This is a genomic window from Clostridium sp. D5, assembly GCF_000190355.1.
Lineage (GTDB): Bacteria > Bacillota > Clostridia > Lachnospirales > Lachnospiraceae > Faecalicatena > Faecalicatena fissicatena_A.
Genome location: NZ_GL870812.1, coordinates 234,911 through 252,180 on the forward strand (window position 1 = coordinate 234,911; position 17,270 = coordinate 252,180).

The 17,270-nt window shown below is 38.7% G+C and carries 16 protein-coding genes and 1 pseudogene; all 17 read left to right on the top strand.

Features of this window, described 5'->3' with window-relative positions; genetic code table 11:
• The first annotated feature begins 937 nt into the window (after positions 1–937).
• The 17 genes and pseudogenes from HMPREF0240_RS11230 to HMPREF0240_RS11310 all read left to right on the top strand — a co-directional run bounded on the left by HMPREF0240_RS11230 (position 938) and on the right by HMPREF0240_RS11310 (position 16,790).
• Positions 938–1,600: a TetR/AcrR family transcriptional regulator gene (locus HMPREF0240_RS11230; RefSeq protein WP_009003541.1), complete on the top strand. Its 663-nt coding sequence runs from the start codon at positions 938–940 to the stop codon at positions 1,598–1,600.
• A gap of 262 nt (positions 1,601–1,862) precedes the next feature.
• Positions 1,863–3,152, top strand: coding sequence for an MFS transporter (locus tag HMPREF0240_RS11235; protein WP_009003542.1), 1,290 nt, complete (start codon positions 1,863–1,865; stop codon positions 3,150–3,152).
• Between the two features lie 219 nt (positions 3,153–3,371).
• A complete protein-coding gene (locus HMPREF0240_RS11240; RefSeq protein WP_157134239.1) occupies positions 3,372–5,060 on the top strand; it encodes an SWIM zinc finger family protein in 1,689 nt (562 codons plus the stop codon).
• A gap of 322 nt (positions 5,061–5,382) precedes the next feature.
• On the top strand, positions 5,383–6,021 hold the full coding sequence (gene nth, locus HMPREF0240_RS11245) for an endonuclease III (protein WP_009003544.1): 639 nt from the start codon (positions 5,383–5,385) through the stop codon (positions 6,019–6,021).
• Positions 6,022–6,041: 20 nt separating this feature from the next.
• A complete protein-coding gene (locus HMPREF0240_RS11250; protein WP_009003545.1) occupies positions 6,042–6,851 on the top strand; it encodes a DNA glycosylase in 810 nt (269 codons plus the stop codon).
• A 161-nt stretch (positions 6,852–7,012) separates the two neighbouring features.
• Entirely contained in the window at positions 7,013–7,222 is a 210-nt protein-coding gene (locus HMPREF0240_RS11255; protein ID WP_148486326.1) for a hypothetical protein, read from the top strand.
• Between the two features lie 486 nt (positions 7,223–7,708).
• The gene (locus HMPREF0240_RS11265; protein ID WP_009003548.1) at positions 7,709–9,460 is read left to right on the top strand and encodes a DUF2075 domain-containing protein; all 1,752 of its coding nucleotides are present in this window, start codon (positions 7,709–7,711) and stop codon (positions 9,458–9,460) included.
• Positions 9,461–9,473: 13 nt separating this feature from the next.
• Positions 9,474–9,794 (top strand): nucleotide pyrophosphohydrolase, encoded by a 321-nt coding sequence (locus HMPREF0240_RS11270; protein WP_009003549.1) that lies wholly within the window; start codon positions 9,474–9,476, stop codon positions 9,792–9,794.
• A 475-nt stretch (positions 9,795–10,269) separates the two neighbouring features.
• Complete coding sequence (locus tag HMPREF0240_RS11275) at positions 10,270–10,605, top strand: TnpV protein (RefSeq protein ID WP_009003550.1); 336 nt, start codon at positions 10,270–10,272, stop codon at positions 10,603–10,605.
• 108 nt (positions 10,606–10,713) lie between these two features.
• Positions 10,714–10,968 (top strand): annotated as a pseudogene (locus HMPREF0240_RS11280) (tyrosine-type recombinase/integrase); the annotation flags it as partial.
• Positions 10,969–11,084: 116 nt separating this feature from the next.
• On the top strand, positions 11,085–12,149 hold the full coding sequence (locus HMPREF0240_RS11285) for a hypothetical protein (RefSeq protein WP_242833331.1): 1,065 nt from the start codon (positions 11,085–11,087) through the stop codon (positions 12,147–12,149).
• A gap of 5 nt (positions 12,150–12,154) precedes the next feature.
• Positions 12,155–13,528, top strand: coding sequence for an SEC-C domain-containing protein (locus tag HMPREF0240_RS11290; protein WP_009003552.1), 1,374 nt, complete (start codon positions 12,155–12,157; stop codon positions 13,526–13,528).
• A 122-nt stretch (positions 13,529–13,650) separates the two neighbouring features.
• On the top strand, positions 13,651–14,037 hold the full coding sequence (locus tag HMPREF0240_RS11295; protein WP_009003553.1) for a TnpV protein: 387 nt from the start codon (positions 13,651–13,653) through the stop codon (positions 14,035–14,037).
• A 174-nt stretch (positions 14,038–14,211) separates the two neighbouring features.
• Positions 14,212–14,805 (top strand): type IV toxin-antitoxin system AbiEi family antitoxin domain-containing protein, encoded by a 594-nt coding sequence (locus tag HMPREF0240_RS11300; RefSeq protein ID WP_009003554.1) that lies wholly within the window; start codon positions 14,212–14,214, stop codon positions 14,803–14,805.
• Entirely contained in the window at positions 14,802–15,080 is a 279-nt protein-coding gene (locus HMPREF0240_RS25010) for a hypothetical protein (RefSeq protein WP_242833332.1), read from the top strand. The genes HMPREF0240_RS11300 and HMPREF0240_RS25010 overlap by 4 nt, the downstream gene beginning before the upstream one ends.
• Positions 15,004–15,627, top strand: coding sequence for a nucleotidyl transferase AbiEii/AbiGii toxin family protein (locus HMPREF0240_RS11305; protein ID WP_242833333.1), 624 nt, complete (start codon positions 15,004–15,006; stop codon positions 15,625–15,627). The genes HMPREF0240_RS25010 and HMPREF0240_RS11305 overlap by 77 nt, the downstream gene beginning before the upstream one ends.
• Positions 15,628–15,962: 335 nt before the next feature.
• Positions 15,963–16,790 (top strand): DUF2971 domain-containing protein, encoded by an 828-nt coding sequence (locus tag HMPREF0240_RS11310; RefSeq protein ID WP_009003555.1) that lies wholly within the window; start codon positions 15,963–15,965, stop codon positions 16,788–16,790.
• Positions 16,791–17,270: the final 480 nt, after the last annotated feature.

A 17,270-nucleotide genomic window follows, 5' to 3' on the forward strand; every position in this document is an offset into this window, starting at 1 on the left:
CAGTAAGAGGAAATCCGCAAAATCAGTCAGAACCGAACGCATTCACCGTTTAATCTGATGATTAAACGCCTCAGGCGTTCTAAAAATCTGCTTCGAAAGCAGATTTTTTCTGACTGATTTCACGGATTTCCTCTAACTGCTGCTATGCTCGCTAAAAGCATTTCCAACAGGACAGGTGTTTTTCACAGTCCGTCCCGGCTCACGGTAAGCTAGGTTCATCCGCCGATAGGAAAGAACTCCTTCCCCGGTTGGGTCCCGGACCGGGACAGTGGATGGAATCGAATTGGTGTAACTTTCATATCCCCAGCAGGTATGGTCGCTTTTATACTTTATGAGCTTGAATTTATTTTAAGCTATACTCAAGTCTATTAAAAAGACTTCTGGGGATATGAAAGTTACGCCAATTCGATTCCATCCGTTGCCCCGGTCAGGGAACCCACCCGGGGAACGAGCCCTTTCCTACCGTCCGGAAGAGCCAGCTTTATGACAGGGATGCCGGGGAGGTACTGGGGCTGTATATGCCGCTGCGAGATGCTCGAGTGCGCCTACTGCCCCTTGGACACCCACTGCCGGGCAGGCGGGGAAAAACTTGATCACCAAATCAAGTTTTTGCAGAACCCAGCGCGGGAAATCATCAGATTTCCCGTGATGTGTTCTGCGTACCCGGCTGGCCGGCAGTGGGTGTCCTAGGGGCAGTTGGCAGCACGGTGTGCATCTCGCAGCGGCATATACAGCCCCAGTACCTTCCCGGCATCCCTGTCATTAAGCGTCCCCGTCCGTCAACGAGTCTAAAGCTCGTTAACTATATCCCGATTGAGTTAGAGTCCAGGAATGGAGATATCTGGGTAGAGCAATAAGGAAAAGTTGTTGACATACATACTCTTAGTATGTATAATAAACATACCGTTAGTATGTAAAGGAAAAACAGGAGTAGGACATGGCAAGAAATAAGTATCCCGAAGAAACAAGGAATTTAATCATCGACACCGCCGCCCGTCTTTTTAGCGAGCAGGGGTACGACCACACATCCATCCAGGATATTATTGATCACCTGGGAGGATTGAGCAAAGGAGCTATATACCATCATTTTAAGTCAAAAGAAGATATTATGATGGCGGTTGCGGATAAGATGTACCTTGGCTCCGAGTCTGAGATGATGAAGGTGTATCACAGAAAGGATCTGAGTGGGATAGAAAAGCTGAAAGAACTCTTCCGTGTATCCGCTTTTAACCCTGCGCAGAAGGAGATGTTTGAGGTGGCTCCGGATATGCTGAAGAATCCCCAGCTTCTCGTACTGTATCTGCGTGATAGTGTCCAGGAGGAGGCAACGGAGATGGTCTGGAAGGTAATCGAGGAAGGGATCGAAGACGGTTCCATTCAGACGGAATATCCAAAGCAGATGGCTGAAGTCATGATGCTGCTGGGCAATATATGGCTGAATCCGATGATTTATCACTGCGGCCCCGAAGAAATGATTGAAAAGGTTAAATTTTATCATATTATACTGAAATTTTTCGGGTTAGACGTCATCGACGATGAGGTGCTCACTGCTTTAGAGGGGTATGCAGCCATTTATGAGAAAAACAAAACTAGTACCTAGAATCATAATTAACTGCTACTTAAATCAATCTAAATTTCCGGTAGCGCTGCTCCTCAAGCCTCAGCGCAGCCCGCTGCGCCTACGTTTGAGGAGCAGCATTCTCGAAAATGTATATAGGCTTAAGAGTCAGTTACTTATTTTTTAATGTACCAGTTAGGAAACATATGAAATTATCTGTCCTGTCCAGACAGGGCAGATAATTTTTAATTCAATACATACCAACGGTCGGTATTAAAAAGAAATTATAAAATGGAGGTTATATATGAATCAGGAAAAAGGGTTCTCAAAAGATTTTTGGCTGGTTGTGATCGGCCAGATCATTTCACTGTTCGGCAATGCTGTTATGAGATTTGCGCTGCCGATCCATCTGTTGAACGTCACAGGTTCGGCGGCGGTATTGGGCGTTGTCTCCGGGTGTGCATTTATCCCGCTGGCGGTAATGTCACCAATAGGCGGCATCATCGCGGACAGGGTAAACAAAAGAAATATCATGGTATTTCTGGATTTCTTTACGTCGGCTCTGACGATCATGTTTTTACTTTTATATGGAAAAGTAAATATCACAGGGCTGGTTCTGGTTATGCTTTTTATGCTGTACGGTATTTCCGGTGCATATCAGCCCTCTGTGCAGGCCAGCATACCGGTTCTGGTATCCGGTGAAAAAGTCATGCCTGCAAATGCTGTGATCAATATGGTATCTTCGCTTTCTGGCCTTCTTGGACCGGCGCTTGGGGGTGTTGCCTATAGTTTGTGGGGAATTTATCCGGTCCTGGTGATAGCGGCGGGCTGCTTCTTCTTGTCAGCGGTCATGGAGATTTTCATCCATATTCCTTTTTCGCAGAGATCACGGAATGTTTCTGTGCTGCGGGAGGCGAAAACGGATTTAAAAAAGAGTATTTCCTACATCAGTCGTGAAAAATCTGAGATAGGAAAACTGACACTTTGCTGTGCCGGAGTAAATCTGGTAATGTCCTCTTTAATGATTATAGGGCTGCCCGTCATTGTCATGCAGTTGTTAAAGTTTTCAGAGAGTGAGGCGTCCAGGCTGTATGGATTTATGCAGGCGGCCCTGGCGGTAGGGGGGCTGGCAGGGGGAATCGGAGCCGGTGCACTGGGGGCGAGGCTGAAGGTGAGTAATAGCTGGAAACTGCTGGCATACTGTGGTGGGCTTCTGGTACCAATCGGTGTCATACTGATGCTGGACGGGCCGGCATACCTGACATATGGAGCGCTGACAATTGTAGGGATGGTGATTATGGCATTTGCATCTATTTATACAATTCAGATCATGTCCTATATTCAGATAACTGTGCCCCAGGAAATGATCGGAAAAGTAATTGCCTGGATCATAGCGGTTTCTACATGTGCGCAGCCGGTTGGACAGATGGCCTACGGATTTCTCTTCGAAAAATTGAGTGACGGCGTATTTGTGATTTTCTATGCAGCGGCAGTACTGGGGCTTCTGATCGCGTGGTACAGCAGAAAGGCATCCGGGGAGCTTGGCAGTGAGAGGCAGGGACAGTATCAGACGCAGGGAGAGGCTCAGGCGTAACTATGATTCCATCTTTCTTTCCCCCTATAGTGAATGAATGTACCGCATTATTAACCTCGATGGTCAGTGGATTCGGGATCACGGCTTACCAATGCAGCAGAAATATCAGCATAAAGAGGAAGAACTGTCTGGAAATATAGCGGAAGAAATTGTATGAGACTGCTGTTTTTCATATTGCGGGGTGTTATAATTAAAAAAAGCGATATGGAGGCTGCACATATGATAAATGAAGGCTGGCAGGGATTATTTTCTGATAAGATACTGGAGAGAGGCTATGATTACTGGGCGTCGGGAATGGTATCTGAGGTATATAGTACAGAAGAAGGATATGAGGCGACTGTCAGAGGTACCTACGATTATGAAGTGGAGATTATATTGGAAGATGACGAAGTGGCAGAGATGTACTGTGACTGCCCTTATGCAGAAGGCGGTAGTAACTGTAAACATATGGCTGCTGTTTTATATGAGATTACAGATTACAGCAGAAAGAGTGGGGACAACGAATCTGGAAAAACTGCAGACATACCCGACACGGAGCGCAGGCGGCAGGAAGTTGCTGCTTCCGTTGACAGCATCAGTGAAGCCGATCTTAGAGAATATGTAAAAGGACTTCTGTATAAAGACAAGAACTTATATGCAGAATTTAAAATCCAGTACCATTTCAGTGACAGCCGGGAAATGATGGACATATTCAAGGGCCGGATCAACAGGATTTTTGAAGAACAGTCCGGGGAATACGGATATATCGATTATTATCAAGGTACAAAACTGGAAAAACAGCTGTACAGTACTATGGAGGAATTAACTGATAAACTGAAGCTGCGAGGCAGCTATCAGGAGATTTTTGAACTGTCACTGTTTTTATTTAAAAAGCTGGAGTATGTAGATATTGATAATTCAAATGGCGTTTTAAGCGGAATTATGGATTATTGTACTGATACCTGGGAAGCGTTATTAGATGAATGTGATGAGCAAAGCCTGAAGAAAATGATGTTTTCCAGTTTACTGGATACTCTAAAATATAACGGGATGGGATATAGAGAAGAGACGGCATGGGGGTTCTTATTTGATTTCTGCGAAGAAAAAGAAATCCTGTCAGAGATGATGAATATGGCCGAAGAGAAAATAAGAAAATACAAAATGCCGACGGATTCCTGGAACTATTCAGGTAATATGAATAGGTATGTATTGGAGAAAATTTATCTCATGGAAAAAATGGGATGTTCTGATAAAGACATAATGGAATTCTCACGTCATCACTGGGACATAGATCAGGTACGCAGCCTTTGGATCTGTAAGTATGAGAAGGCAGGAGATCAGGAACAGGCTATCCGTCTTTTAAAAGAAAGCATGGAACAGGCAGAAAACAAACCAGGTCTGGTACTTGATTACAGGCGGATGTTAATGCAGATATACAGGCAGATGGGAAATGAGGCGGAGTACCGTGCAGAACTGGCACAGATTATTTTGAACGACCCCTGGGCTTTGGAGGAGGAGTATAATGAGTATAAAGCCATGTTTAACAAAACAGAATGGAAACAGGAACTGGAAAAAGTTTTAGCGTCTCCATATGGAAAGAAACATTTATACGAATTGCTTGAGAAAGAGAAACTTTACGGGCGTCTGATGGAGGAAATAAAAGAATTAAAGAGCTTATCTGTGCTGAGGCGATTTGAGAAAATATTACAGAAAGAGTATGGGGATGAAATATTACAGATTTATGTTGAGAATGTAGAAGAGATGGCGGGTCAGAAGGGCGGCAGATCAATGTATAAGGAACTGGCGCAGATCTTAACTCATATGAAAGAATTCAGTAATGGGACTGAAACGGTCGAACAGATTGTGAAATCATGGAGAAATAAGTATCGGAACCGGCGGGCTATGATGGATGAGTTGAAAAATTTTTAAATTAAAGGAAAGAGCTGTTGTTTCATAGTATAAATCACTTCTATGAAGCGGCGGCTCTGTCTATTATGTTATGAAAGTTCATGGTGGATTCCTATATGTTATTAAAGAGTACCCGTGGACATGCGTGGTAATGTAAGAGCCGGATGCCATAATGGGGGAGTTTCGGGCGTGTGTTTTTCCAATACCCTCCTTTTATGTAAATTAAAAGAGTCATGAATTATAACTGGAAAGTGATGAGACGGATTGTTATAATAGAAGAAGCTGTAAAAGGATAAAGTGTTAAGTATACTGCGTTTGATGAAGTATTTATTGGAGGAACAGGATGACAAAACAGGAATTAGCATTAGAGGTTATAGAACGGCTGAAAAAAGAATATCCGGATGCGGACTGCACTTTGGATTACGACCAGGCATGGAAGCTGCTTGTGAGTGTCCGCCTGGCAGCACAGTGCACAGATGCCCGGGTAAATGTTGTGGTAGAGGATTTATATGCAAAGTATCCGGATGTGGATGCACTGGCAGAAGCGGATGTGGAAGAGATTGAGCGCATTGTAAGGCCATGCGGTCTTGGAAAAAGCAAAGCCCGGGATATCAGCGCCTGCATGAAAATATTAAAGGAAGAATATGAGGGCGGCATACCAAAGACCTTTAACGAGCTGATGAAGCTCCCAGGAGTAGGGCGGAAAAGTGCAAATCTGATTATGGGGGACGTATTTGGGGAACCCGCAATTGTGACAGATACGCACTGCATCCGTCTGGTGAACCGTATGGGACTGGTAGACGGATTGAAAGATCCGAAAAAAGTAGAGATGGAGCTATGGAAAATCATACCGCCAAAAGAGGGGAGCGACTTCTGCCACAGGCTTGTATATCACGGCCGCGATGTTTGTACGGCGCGGACAAAACCACACTGTGACAAATGCTGTCTCGCAGATATCTGCGCAAAGACAGGAGTGGAGTAGACGAAATACGGATGAAAGCGATGATTGAAAAAACGTTAGATAATTTTGATATATCCCAGATTTGTAATTCCGGACAGTGTTTCCGGATGAGCCTGAAGGGGGACGATACATATTCCGTGATAGCGGGAGAACGATATCTGGAAATCCGGCAGAATGGAGATAAATGCAAATTTTTCTGCAGTGAAAACGAATATGAAGATTTCTGGAAACATTATTTTGATCTGGATACAGACTATGAAGAATACAGAAAATGTATCAGCCAGCGTGACAAATACCTGATGTCTGCGGCAGATTTTGGCTGCGGTATCCGCATCTTAAACCAGGATTTATGGGAAATGATCGTGTCGTTTTTGATATCCCAGCAGAATAACATTGTACGGATCAGAAGATGTATCCAGAATATATGCCAGAAATACGGGGAACGAAAAGAGGATGCTGACGGAAATATTTATTACACATTTCCATCGGCAGAAGTTTTGGCCTGCCTGGAGGAAGATGAACTGAAAGCGTGTAATCTGGGATACCGAAGCAAGTATGTGGTCAGAACAGCGAGAAGCGTGGCCAATGGGGAGATCTCCCTGGATGCGATCAGAAAAATGCCTTATAAAAAGGCAAAAGAGGAGCTTTTGAAGCTGTACGGAGTGGGGGAGAAGGTTGCGGACTGCATCTGTCTGTTTGCACTTCATCACCTGGCGGCATTTCCTGTAGATACACATATTAATCAGGCATTGGAGCAGCATTATCCGAAAGGTTTTCCGAAGAGGCGGTATAAAGGCTGCGAAGGCGTTATGCAGCAGTATATATTTTATTATGAACTGTTGGGAACTTAAAAGAAAGACCTGGAGAAGACGAGATAATATGCGGCTTCGGGAACAGAGGAAGACAAAGACAAGCTGCAGGCAAATAGACGAGCAGAATATGCAGAAGAAGTTTTAGGACCGCGTGAGAAGTTGTGCTGTTTGTCTGGTAAATGATGGGTGGAATCATGAATATGGAATTAAAATTGGAGTCCGAGATAATCTACGAAAATAATCTGGATACAGACAAATTTGCGAGAATGCTGAAAGATCCTTCACAGTGTTATAAGTTTTACTGGCTTGAGGCAATCCTGCATCTGACCAAGGATACAGTAGAGGAGATCAGTTTTGATGCAATCATCAATGAAATGATCTATGGAGCATGGTATAGAGATGGAGCTTAATCCGAAGAGTCTGATCAAGAATATACCGAATCCTAAGGAGCAGTGGAAGGCACCGGTGAAGTTGTGGATTCGGGATATGTATGAAACGCGTCAGATAAAGGCAGCGCAAAAAAAGAGACGGAAAGAAGCTGAGACGAGTAAGGCGGGAATTTAATATACTTTTTGCTACTTGATTCTGCGTATTACCCGGGAGGATAAGTATTAATAAAAAGAGCTAGCACCTGATGAATAGGAGAAAGTAATTGTGTACCATCAGAGTTCTGCTTACAATTATGAATCGTTATTGAAGCAGGTACATGTTGTTCTTTTCAAAGGTAAATCATAAATTAGTAAATCGTAATGTCCTAAAATGCAATGGTATGGTATAGTACAGGTAATGTAGTATGTAGGGATATGTTTATGGTTAGAGAGTTAGAGCTGGCCTCATTAAACCTGGCTCATTCGATCCGATACAAAGAAACCAGAAGATCCAAGGAAGATAAGAATATGAGTATAGTAGCGAAACCGATTATTAGAAAAATTAAAGATAATAGAGAAGCACTGGATTTTTTTGAAAATGTAACACTTCCAAAGGAAGAGGAATCGGCACAAGAAATTATTATGAATTTTCCAACAGTTTATATTCATAATTGGCAGGATTCAGGAGACTATGAAGTCTATGTAGGCGAATCTAATGATATTCTCAAGAGAACAAAGCAACATTATGATTCTGCAGCAGATACAAATAAATGGCAGCATAAGCTGCTGGAAAAAGATGCAAGCCTTTTTATTATTGGTCATGAACATTTTAATAAATCATTGACATTAGATATTGAAAATCGCCTTATGCATTATATGATGAGTGTAGAACGTGTAAAACATGTGCATAATTTAAGGGATAATCCTCAAACAAGTTATTACCCAATGGATGAACTTGATGAGATATTTCGAAAAATATGGAGTGGGCTTAGAAGAGAAAATAAGGAGCTTTTTCCAACTGAGAGTTCCATAAAAGATTCAGCAATATATAAAGCATCACCTTTACATAAGCTTACAGAGGATCAGGAAAAAGCAAGAGAACTGATTATAGAAAGAGTAATAAGGGCTCTTACAAATGGAGAAAGAAAACAGCTGATTTTTATTGATGGGGAAGCTGGAACTGGAAAAACTGTTTTGAATAGCAGCACTTTTTATGAGTTATATTGCCAGGCAGAAGAAAATGGTAAAGAATTAAAATGTCATCTATTGGTAAATCATGATGAACAAATCACAGTATATAAACAAATAGCAGACAAGTTAGGATTGACAGAAAAGTACGGGAAAGTGGTAAGTAAACCGACCACATTCATCAATAATCATACAGCGGATGAACCTGTAGATGTGGCATTTGTTGATGAAGCACATCTACTTCTGACTCAAGGAAAGCAATCATATAGAGGTCAAAATCAGCTTAGAGATATCATTGATCGGGCGAGAGTCACTGTTGTTATGTTTGATGAAAATCAGATCCTTACAACAGAGCAATTTTGGGAATCGCAGATACTTGAGGAATATCGGAATCAAGCAAAAGAAATGGATAATCATATCATTTTAAGTAAGCAGCTTAGAATGCAGGCAGATGCAGCTGTAGTTGATTGGATTGATTCTTTTACAAAAGAAAGAACTTTGAAAAAACTTCCGAAGGGATTGGGTGGATACACTTTAAAAATCGTTAATAACCCAGAAGAACTTGATTCGGAGATTAATAAGAGAGCAAGAAGTGGAGATTCATCACTTTCGAGAGTGATTGCAACATATGACTGGGAGTATAATTCGAACAAAAAGCCAGAGGATAGACTTCGGAAGTATTGGGAAGTGATGATTGGAAAATGGCATAAGCCATGGAATGGAGAATTAAAAAACGAATTATCGAAAAAAGAAAAACGTGGGATTAAAGATTTAGCCTGGGCTGAACAGCCGCAAACAATTGATGAAGTTGGATCAACTTTTACAATTCAGGGATTTGATCTTAATTACGCAGGGGTTATTCTTGGTCCATCTGTAAAATATAGAGATGGAAAAGTAATATTTGACCCATCAGAAAGCCGTAATGATAAGGCAATACGTAATAGAACCTTATCTGACGGTTCAAAGAAAAAGTTTGGAGAAATATTGATCCAACATGAAGTTCGTGTACTCATGACACGTGGAGTGAACGGAATGTATATATATGCATGCGACAAAGAACTAAGAGAAGCACTAAATAAAGCTGAGTACTAATTGGGAGGGACAAATGAAACAGAAAACCATAGACAGAATTAGAAATTTTACAATTGACCGTGATTGGGATCAATTTCATTCACCAGAAAATTTGGCAAAGTCTATTTCAATTGAAGCAAATGAACTTCTCGAATGTTTTCAGTGGAGTGATACGGAATATGATCTTCAACATGTGAAAGAAGAACTTGCAGATGTGATTGTTTATTGCCAGAATATGTTGGACAAACTTGGACTTGATGTGGATGAAATTGTAAATATGAAAATGGTACAGAATGAGGCAAAGTATCCGGTGGAGAAGGCAAAAGGAAGTGCAGTGAAATATACTGATCTATAAAGTTATAGATCAGTATATTTGAAGCAAATGGTAATTTTATGAACTGTGTCCAAAAGGTAAATAGTTCCATATGATGATTCATTTTATGATTGTTCTAAGTTTATATAAATTGAAAGCAATTCAGGAGAATATTATGAACATATTTCATACCACTTACTATACCATTTCCCCATGAATTTGCGTAGATTTATAAAGAATAGCGTAGGTTTGTGGCAAAAAACGAAAAATTAACAAAGCGCCGGACAGCCCGTAATATCAAGGTTTAAAGGCTTATGAAGGGATATAAAATCAATGATAAAAATACTATTTATCTGCCACGGCAGTATCATGAGAAACTCCTAAAAAGCCCGTAAATAAAGCGTTTCCAGCGTCGCAACACCCTCTACTACACCATTACTACACCATTTCAAAATAATTTTGAACCGTTAGTTAGGGTCTTGATGTGACAAAATAAAAGACGCAGGAGAGGAAAATCATGAGCGAATTAAAGAAGCATATTTATGATGAAAGCAATGGATTGCACTATACACTGGTCGGGGATTATTATATCCCGAATTTGACATTGAATGAGGACGAAAGACGTCCGGTTGGAAAATATGGACGATTACATAAAACACTTCTAAAAGGCTACCACCTAAGGTTTTATCAGCAGTTGGTTTTAAAAGGAGCGCTGAGCACTTATCTGGCGGATCTGGATGAGCAGGCACAGAGTGCTGAGGGTGTGACTGAACAGCTGGAAGTAGAAAACCAGGTGAAATGGGTCAGATGTAAAAACAGCATTTATAACCGAGCGGAAGAGATTGTGCTGTAGGAATTAGTTTATAGATATCTGAAGTTATCCCTCATTTTACCTTACGTATATAAGATGTGGAATAATGGTATAGGTGGCTACACAAGTTAATTAGGAGCTGTTATCCACATGCCGAATATCACACCGCATGTATGCAGGCATACCTACTGTAGCAATCAAGCCAAAGCCGGGATGAATCCTAAAACACTTCAATACCTTATGGGGCATTCAGATATAAGTGTTACGATGAATGTGTACACGCATATTAGTTTTGACGATGCCGAGGAAGAATTGAAGAAGATGGAAGAGTTCAGAAAGGCGCAGGCAGAAGTGGAAAAGCAGAAGGGAAAACCAGTGGTTCAGAAGATGTTTAAGGCAATTTAATATAGAAGAATAGTGACGCTCTGGCTTATAGTTGGGGCGTTATTTTTGTAGAAAAAACATAGAACTGTTGATATAATATATTTTAGAAAATATTGCGAAAAAGGCAAGGTGATATATTGAATTCGATTAAAGCAAAGATGGTAATTGATTATATAAGAAAAGTAAATGATGCAATTTCTAATCCAATAAGTTTAGAATACTCACAAGATATATTTGACTTAATAATTGAAATCGCAAATGTTTTTCAAAAGGATATACCAGAAATTCAGTCAAGCATTTTACTCAGAAGTGGAACGGAATCTAGAGATGCAAATACTGTGGTAGCATTGTTGAAATTATATTTAGCGGATAATGAAATTCAATACATAGATGAAGATGATGATGAAAATAGAGAAGTAAAAAGATTTTGGTCGTCGTTTATTTTATGGTTTGAGACAGAACTAGTTAATCTAGATCTTTTAAAGGATAAGTATTTGCGTTGGGATAACTGGAATGGAGGAACCTGGTTTTTAGAATTGGATTATGATTATGAATATAAGCTATATAGAGGAATAGAATATCCAGAATCATTAAAGAATAATTCAGGCGACATATCCGAAATTAAAAACTTTATTGAGATTGCATATAAATATTGGATTAAGAATGATGGAAAAACACATTATGATTTTACGGTTGAAGTAAATGAACGATTAAAAATCTTTAAGCTTCCATATAGATTACAAAATGGTATTTTGCTGAAACAAGGATATAAAACGACATATGGCATAGACAAAATTCTTAATTATCGTATGTTTGAAAGAAAAATAAGATTTTCAGAAGATATGATAAATAGTAATGATCTTATGGAGAAGAAGAGTGCATTAGATTTTTTAATTGATTCGTTACAGTATTTAATTTCAATTCAAGAAGGAAATCGAACGAAACAATATTCGCAGTTGGCACTATCTGTAAATAAAAATGCAGATTCAAAGGTATATGCCGTAGTAAAAAATGAACTGAATGAGCTGATGAAATTATCTAATGAATATTTTGATATACGACACAATGATTATTTAAATGACGCTAAACAGCAACGAGAAGCATTAAATGATTCTCAGTTCATTGAATATTTGTATAACAGGGCGTATGCATTGCTATATCTTTTGAGATTAAAGCAATGTAATCAATTAGAGCAGGAGTGATTTGAGTGGTATTTAACGAATATATAAAATGTGAAGTTTGTGGAAGTGTTACAAGAATAAGATTGCAAGTTGGTTGGATGGAAGAACATCCTATTGCGGTCACATGTGGAAAGTGCGGAATATCATTAAAAGGACGGGTTCATATTGGACAAGATGAGCCAGGATTAAAATTTGAATTTGAAAATGCAGAACGAGTAGATGTTAATCCTACAAATCTTCCAGATTATGTGGTTGAGTGTTCTGGAGAATTTACAACTGTGAAAATGTGTGATGGCTGGGTTCTGCAGGGGGATTTTATTACTCCATTTATAAGATTCCAGCAGAAGATGGGAGAGTTTGAGAACTATGAAAAATTTGGAAGAAGTATGTCAACTCTTATTCACACAGCAAAGATATGGCCTCAGTACAAAAGAGTATTGCAATTGAATAAAGGTGGTAATCAAGAGTATCTAATACAAGAAATAAAAAAGCTGTTTCCGGAAGACTTTATCAAGAGTAGGAATGAACTAGAAATAATGAGAGCTGTTCGCATGGTTGAAGTTCAGGGGTTCCTTGCACCTTTAAAGCCTGAGATAATCAATCTCCCGGAAATTGGATCGAGTATCTTAAAATTAGACAAAGGTGAGATAGAACAATTAATAGAATATCTTAATTCACATGATGGATATTCTTTAAATCAAATGCAGGAACAGATTAATACACTATTGGGCGAGTTTGTAGATGCATTTCCATATTTGGTTCCGGCTTTTTCGTTACAGTTTTGTGACGATAATAATATTGACTTTGAAGTTGAAGGAACTAGTACAAGTACATATGAGGATGTTAAGCAGTTTTATTTAGATGCATATGAAACTTTGGGAAATCTGCTTATTATTCCGGCTGCAATAGATAATATAAAGAATAGAGGGAAAGCAAACGAATTTGTTAATAACGATGTGAGCATTGTTTCACTTGATTCTTTTATTGGTGCTACTAAAGCAAAAAGATTTCATTTGTATAATACAAATGAGATTTATATGCGTACGATTGATGTAAAGTACAACCAGAAATTAAGAAATGCAATTGGACATAATGATGTTGAATATGATACATCAACCCAAAGTATAATATATATTCCAGATCCTAAAAAGAGAGAAAAAAAGCAAAAAGAATATCTTCTTGAGTTTGAAATAGAAGCGTTAAGTATGTTTCAAGCATTATTAGTGATTTCGGAATATCTCTATAGGTTAAGGGCGTTAGAACTTCTTTCTAAAGGTGTGGTTCCTTTACCTGTGGATTTCCCAACAAAAACTAGACAAAGGGTGAAAATATATCCTAATGATAAATGCCCATGTGGTAGTGGAATGAAATACAAGAAATGTCATGGGAAACTACAATGAAAAGCCCGTAAATAAAGCGTTTCCAGCGTCGCAACACCCTCTACTACACCATTTCAAAATAATTTTGAACCGTTAGTTAGGGTCTTGATGTGACAAAATAAAAGACGCAGGAGAGGCAAATTATGAACGAATTAAAGAAACATATTTACGATGAAAACAGCGGATTACATTATACACTGGTCGGGGATTATTATATCCCGGATTTGACATTGAATGAGGACGAAAGACGTCCGGTTGGAAAATATGGACGATTACATAAAACATTTCTAAAAGAACACCGCCCAGGATTTTACCAGCAGTTGGTTCTAAAAGGTACACTGAGCACATATCTGGCGGATCTGGATGAGCAGGTACAGGAAAGATTGGAAGTCATTGAACAGCAGATGCAGGATGCTGATGGGGTGACTGAACAGTTGAAAGCAGAGAACCAGATGGAATGGATCAGATGTAAAAACAGCATTCACAACCGGGCGGAAGAGATTGTGTTGCGGGAACTGGTCTACAGATAAAAATTATAAAACTGTTTAAGAATATTAATTGTGACACCTTTGCAGAAATGTAAGGGTGTTTACTTTTGAATGGAAAAAGCAAATAATTCCATTTGAAAATAAAGTTAAAAAGTTGATTTTTGAATGGAAATATGATAAAATTCCATTTGAAAGTCAATGGCTGGAGGTGGAAAAATGGAAATCAATCAGAAGATTTATGATGAAATAAAAAAGAATAATAACCTAATTACGACAGCGCAAGTGTTAGCTTTAGGATACTCCAATCAGATTTTGACGAATTACGTCAAAGAAGGACTTCTGGAACGTTGTAGACAGGGTGTTTATACACTTCCTAGCGCAGTACATGACGATATGTATACCTTGATGCTTCGATCTGATAAAATTATTTTTTCACACGATACGGCATTATTTCTGAATGGATTATCAGAACGTACACCATTCATGCATACCGTGACGCTTCCAAGCAATGCTGCATTGCCAAACTCCCTGAAAGATGAATGTAATTGCTTTTATGTAAAACCAGAATTGCATGGAGTGGGAGTTATCGAGAGATATACTACGTTAGGCAATCTAGTCAGATGTTATAATATTGAGAGGACGATTTGCGATTTCCTTAGATGCCGTAAGCGTTGTGATGAAGAAATGGTCATCAGTGCCATTAAAAATTATGCAAATTATGATGGAAAAGATTTGAATTTACTTTCTGTTTATGCCAATCAGTTTAAGGTGGTAAAAGAGTTGAAGAGATATCTGGAGGTGTTGCTATGAGTTCAAAAGCCATGAGTTTGAAAGCTAAAATAAAGAATTATGCCAAAAGTAATAATATTGCTGCGCAGGTAGTTCTTCAGAATTATATGTTTGAACGATTTCTGGCAAGAATGTCTGAATCAGAGTATAACGAAAAATTTGTGATAAAAGGCCGGTATGTTGATTGCAGCGATTGTTGGGTTGGATACCAGGTCTACAATGGATTTGGATACCACATTGAAGAATCTTCCGCTGACAGAAGAAAAGATTCTAGAAGCAGTAAAGGGTATCTGTAATATAGACCTTTACGATGATATTTCATTTGAAGTGGTGTCTATTGCACCGATTCGCAAGGATGATAGATATGGCGGATTCTGTGTAAGACTAAATGCAGTATATGATACGATTGTCACACCACTTTCCATAGATGTATCCACAGGAGATGTAATTACACCATCCGCAGTGCAATATGAGTTTACTGGGATATTTGATGATGAGGTACATATCAGGCTTTGGGGATATAATATTGAAACGGTAATGGCTGAGAAAGTGGAAACAGTCTTGAGCCGTGGAATATTTAATACGAGACCGAGAGATTATTATGATATTTATATTCTGGGAACGACGCAAAAATATGATAAGAAGTTATTCAAAGAAGCACTGACAGCTACAGCAATTCACAGAGGAAGTATAGAACAGATTAGCAATACAGAAGAAATCATTGCTCTGGTTTCAGATAGTGAGGAATTAAAGGAAATGTGGGTGAAATATCAGAAGAAATTTGTATATGCGCAGGATATAGAGTATGGACAGATTATGGAGATTTTGAGGCAGTTGTGTTAGTAGAAGTATCCACTTTTAAACAGTTATTCAAGTGTTGCTGATAGAAATTTCCGAATGGATATTCATGCAATAATAATTTGGTTTTGAGGCGTTTTTATATGGAACGCAAAAATCAACAAACACCGTCTGTTAAATTGTTCTAATTAGAATTATCGTAATTATCAAAGTGGAAAGCAAATAGAACCATGCAATCCGAATTTGAATGTCTAGAGGTAGGGCTTAGAGAGTAAATCTTGGCTTCAGAGGGTGAGCAGTATCTACAATTGTGCAGAAGAAATAATCTGTACTTGAAAACGACAATAGAAAATTAAGTGATACAAAAGAGGAGATTACCTATGGATTATGATCTTTACATAGATTTAATTGCTACTGATAAATTAAAGGAAGCTACGGAGTATAAAAATTCATGTATTCCAGATGTTCTTTATAAGTATTATCGGTTAGATGATAATGAAGAAAAGAATGAAAGAAGGCTAAGTACTTTAGCAGAAGGAAAAGTATATATGTCGGGTCTGGAAGGATTTAATGATCCATTTGAAGGACAAACATTTGTATTTGATGAAAAAGAATTGAGAAATAAAGGTTGGGACCCTAAATGGTTTAACAATTTTGTTGAACAAATCAATTCTAATGCAGGTGTAGGGTGCTTTTGTAATTCGGATGAAAAGGAACAAAATATGCCTATGTGGGCTTACTATGCTAATAATCATTCGGGATTTTGTGTTGAGTATATGATTGATCGAAAGATGAAAAAATTTATGTATCCAGTTTCATATGACGATACAAGGGCTCCAGGAAATTCTATTATTGGGAATATAATTGATCAAACCTTTGATTTAATAAAGGAAGGGAAAGGTGAAGATGAAATGTCTGGTGAATTGAATGCGCTGAATCACATTGCATATCTTTCATTGACAAGTAAGCATAAGAGTTGGAAACACGAAAAAGAAATAAGAGCATTAGTACCACGTTTTTATGGGGAGTATTTAGATCTTTTGCCAAAGAGAATATTTATTGGAGTTAATTGTAAGGAAACACACAAAGCGAAACTTATAGAGATAGCAAAGAAGTTTCACACATATTGTGAAGTGTTTCAGATGAAAAATGTTGCAAACAGTCTGAATCATTGGTTGGTAGAAGAAAAAATAAATATTAATAATTAGAGTAAGAGTTTTTTATTCCCTGCTACAAGATTATTTTGTGGCAGGAACTTGTTTTATAAATGAAACCGTGGGGGATGGATCCCGGGAAGAAAAGCTTGCTGTACAGAAAAATATGGACAATTGATTTTCTGATATGTAATATGTGTGTTAAAAAAATTACAAGGTTGAATTTCAGGGTTAATGCAACTTTATCAAAGTAAATGCAGTCTGGTCAGTCCTATTTCGTGAAAAATGTGAAATAGGACTGTTTTTTATGTGAATTTCGTGTAAAATAATAGTAATCCACCATGAAAAGCCTTAAAAATAGGTGCACTATGCCGGAAGTGAGATTTACCTGTTTTTTTGCCAGAGTAAATGCCACCCCTATATAGGCGCTATATTATGTAAGGCCGGGTCTGGGGGATAATTAAGGCTGTTTGCCGTGTAAAGCTTAGCCTTAATGTTTGTTTTGTTGGAAAGCCGGGGATGGCGGTGCCTAAA

Bases quoted from the DNA above. Each gene is read 5' to 3' on its own strand.
- HMPREF0240_RS11230 (WP_009003541.1), top strand. From the start codon at position 938: ATGGCAAGAAATAAGTATCCCGAAGAAACAAGGAATTTAATCATCGAC.
- HMPREF0240_RS11235 (WP_009003542.1), top strand. From the start codon at position 1,863: ATGAATCAGGAAAAAGGGTTCTCAAAAGATTTTTGGCTGGTTGTGATC.
- HMPREF0240_RS11240 (WP_157134239.1), top strand. From the start codon at position 3,372: ATGATAAATGAAGGCTGGCAGGGATTATTTTCTGATAAGATACTGGAG.
- nth (WP_009003544.1), top strand. From the start codon at position 5,383: ATGACAAAACAGGAATTAGCATTAGAGGTTATAGAACGGCTGAAAAAA.
- HMPREF0240_RS11250 (WP_009003545.1), top strand. From the start codon at position 6,042: ATGATTGAAAAAACGTTAGATAATTTTGATATATCCCAGATTTGTAAT.
- HMPREF0240_RS11255 (WP_148486326.1), top strand. From the start codon at position 7,013: ATGGAATTAAAATTGGAGTCCGAGATAATCTACGAAAATAATCTGGAT.
- HMPREF0240_RS11265 (WP_009003548.1), top strand. From the start codon at position 7,709: ATGAGTATAGTAGCGAAACCGATTATTAGAAAAATTAAAGATAATAGA.
- HMPREF0240_RS11270 (WP_009003549.1), top strand. From the start codon at position 9,474: ATGAAACAGAAAACCATAGACAGAATTAGAAATTTTACAATTGACCGT.
- HMPREF0240_RS11275 (WP_009003550.1), top strand. From the start codon at position 10,270: ATGAGCGAATTAAAGAAGCATATTTATGATGAAAGCAATGGATTGCAC.
- HMPREF0240_RS11295 (WP_009003553.1), top strand. From the start codon at position 13,651: ATGAACGAATTAAAGAAACATATTTACGATGAAAACAGCGGATTACAT.
- HMPREF0240_RS11300 (WP_009003554.1), top strand. From the start codon at position 14,212: ATGGAAATCAATCAGAAGATTTATGATGAAATAAAAAAGAATAATAAC.
- HMPREF0240_RS25010 (WP_242833332.1), top strand. From the start codon at position 14,802: ATGAGTTCAAAAGCCATGAGTTTGAAAGCTAAAATAAAGAATTATGCC.
- HMPREF0240_RS11305 (WP_242833333.1), top strand. From the start codon at position 15,004: ATGGATTTGGATACCACATTGAAGAATCTTCCGCTGACAGAAGAAAAG.
- HMPREF0240_RS11310 (WP_009003555.1), top strand. From the start codon at position 15,963: ATGGATTATGATCTTTACATAGATTTAATTGCTACTGATAAATTAAAG.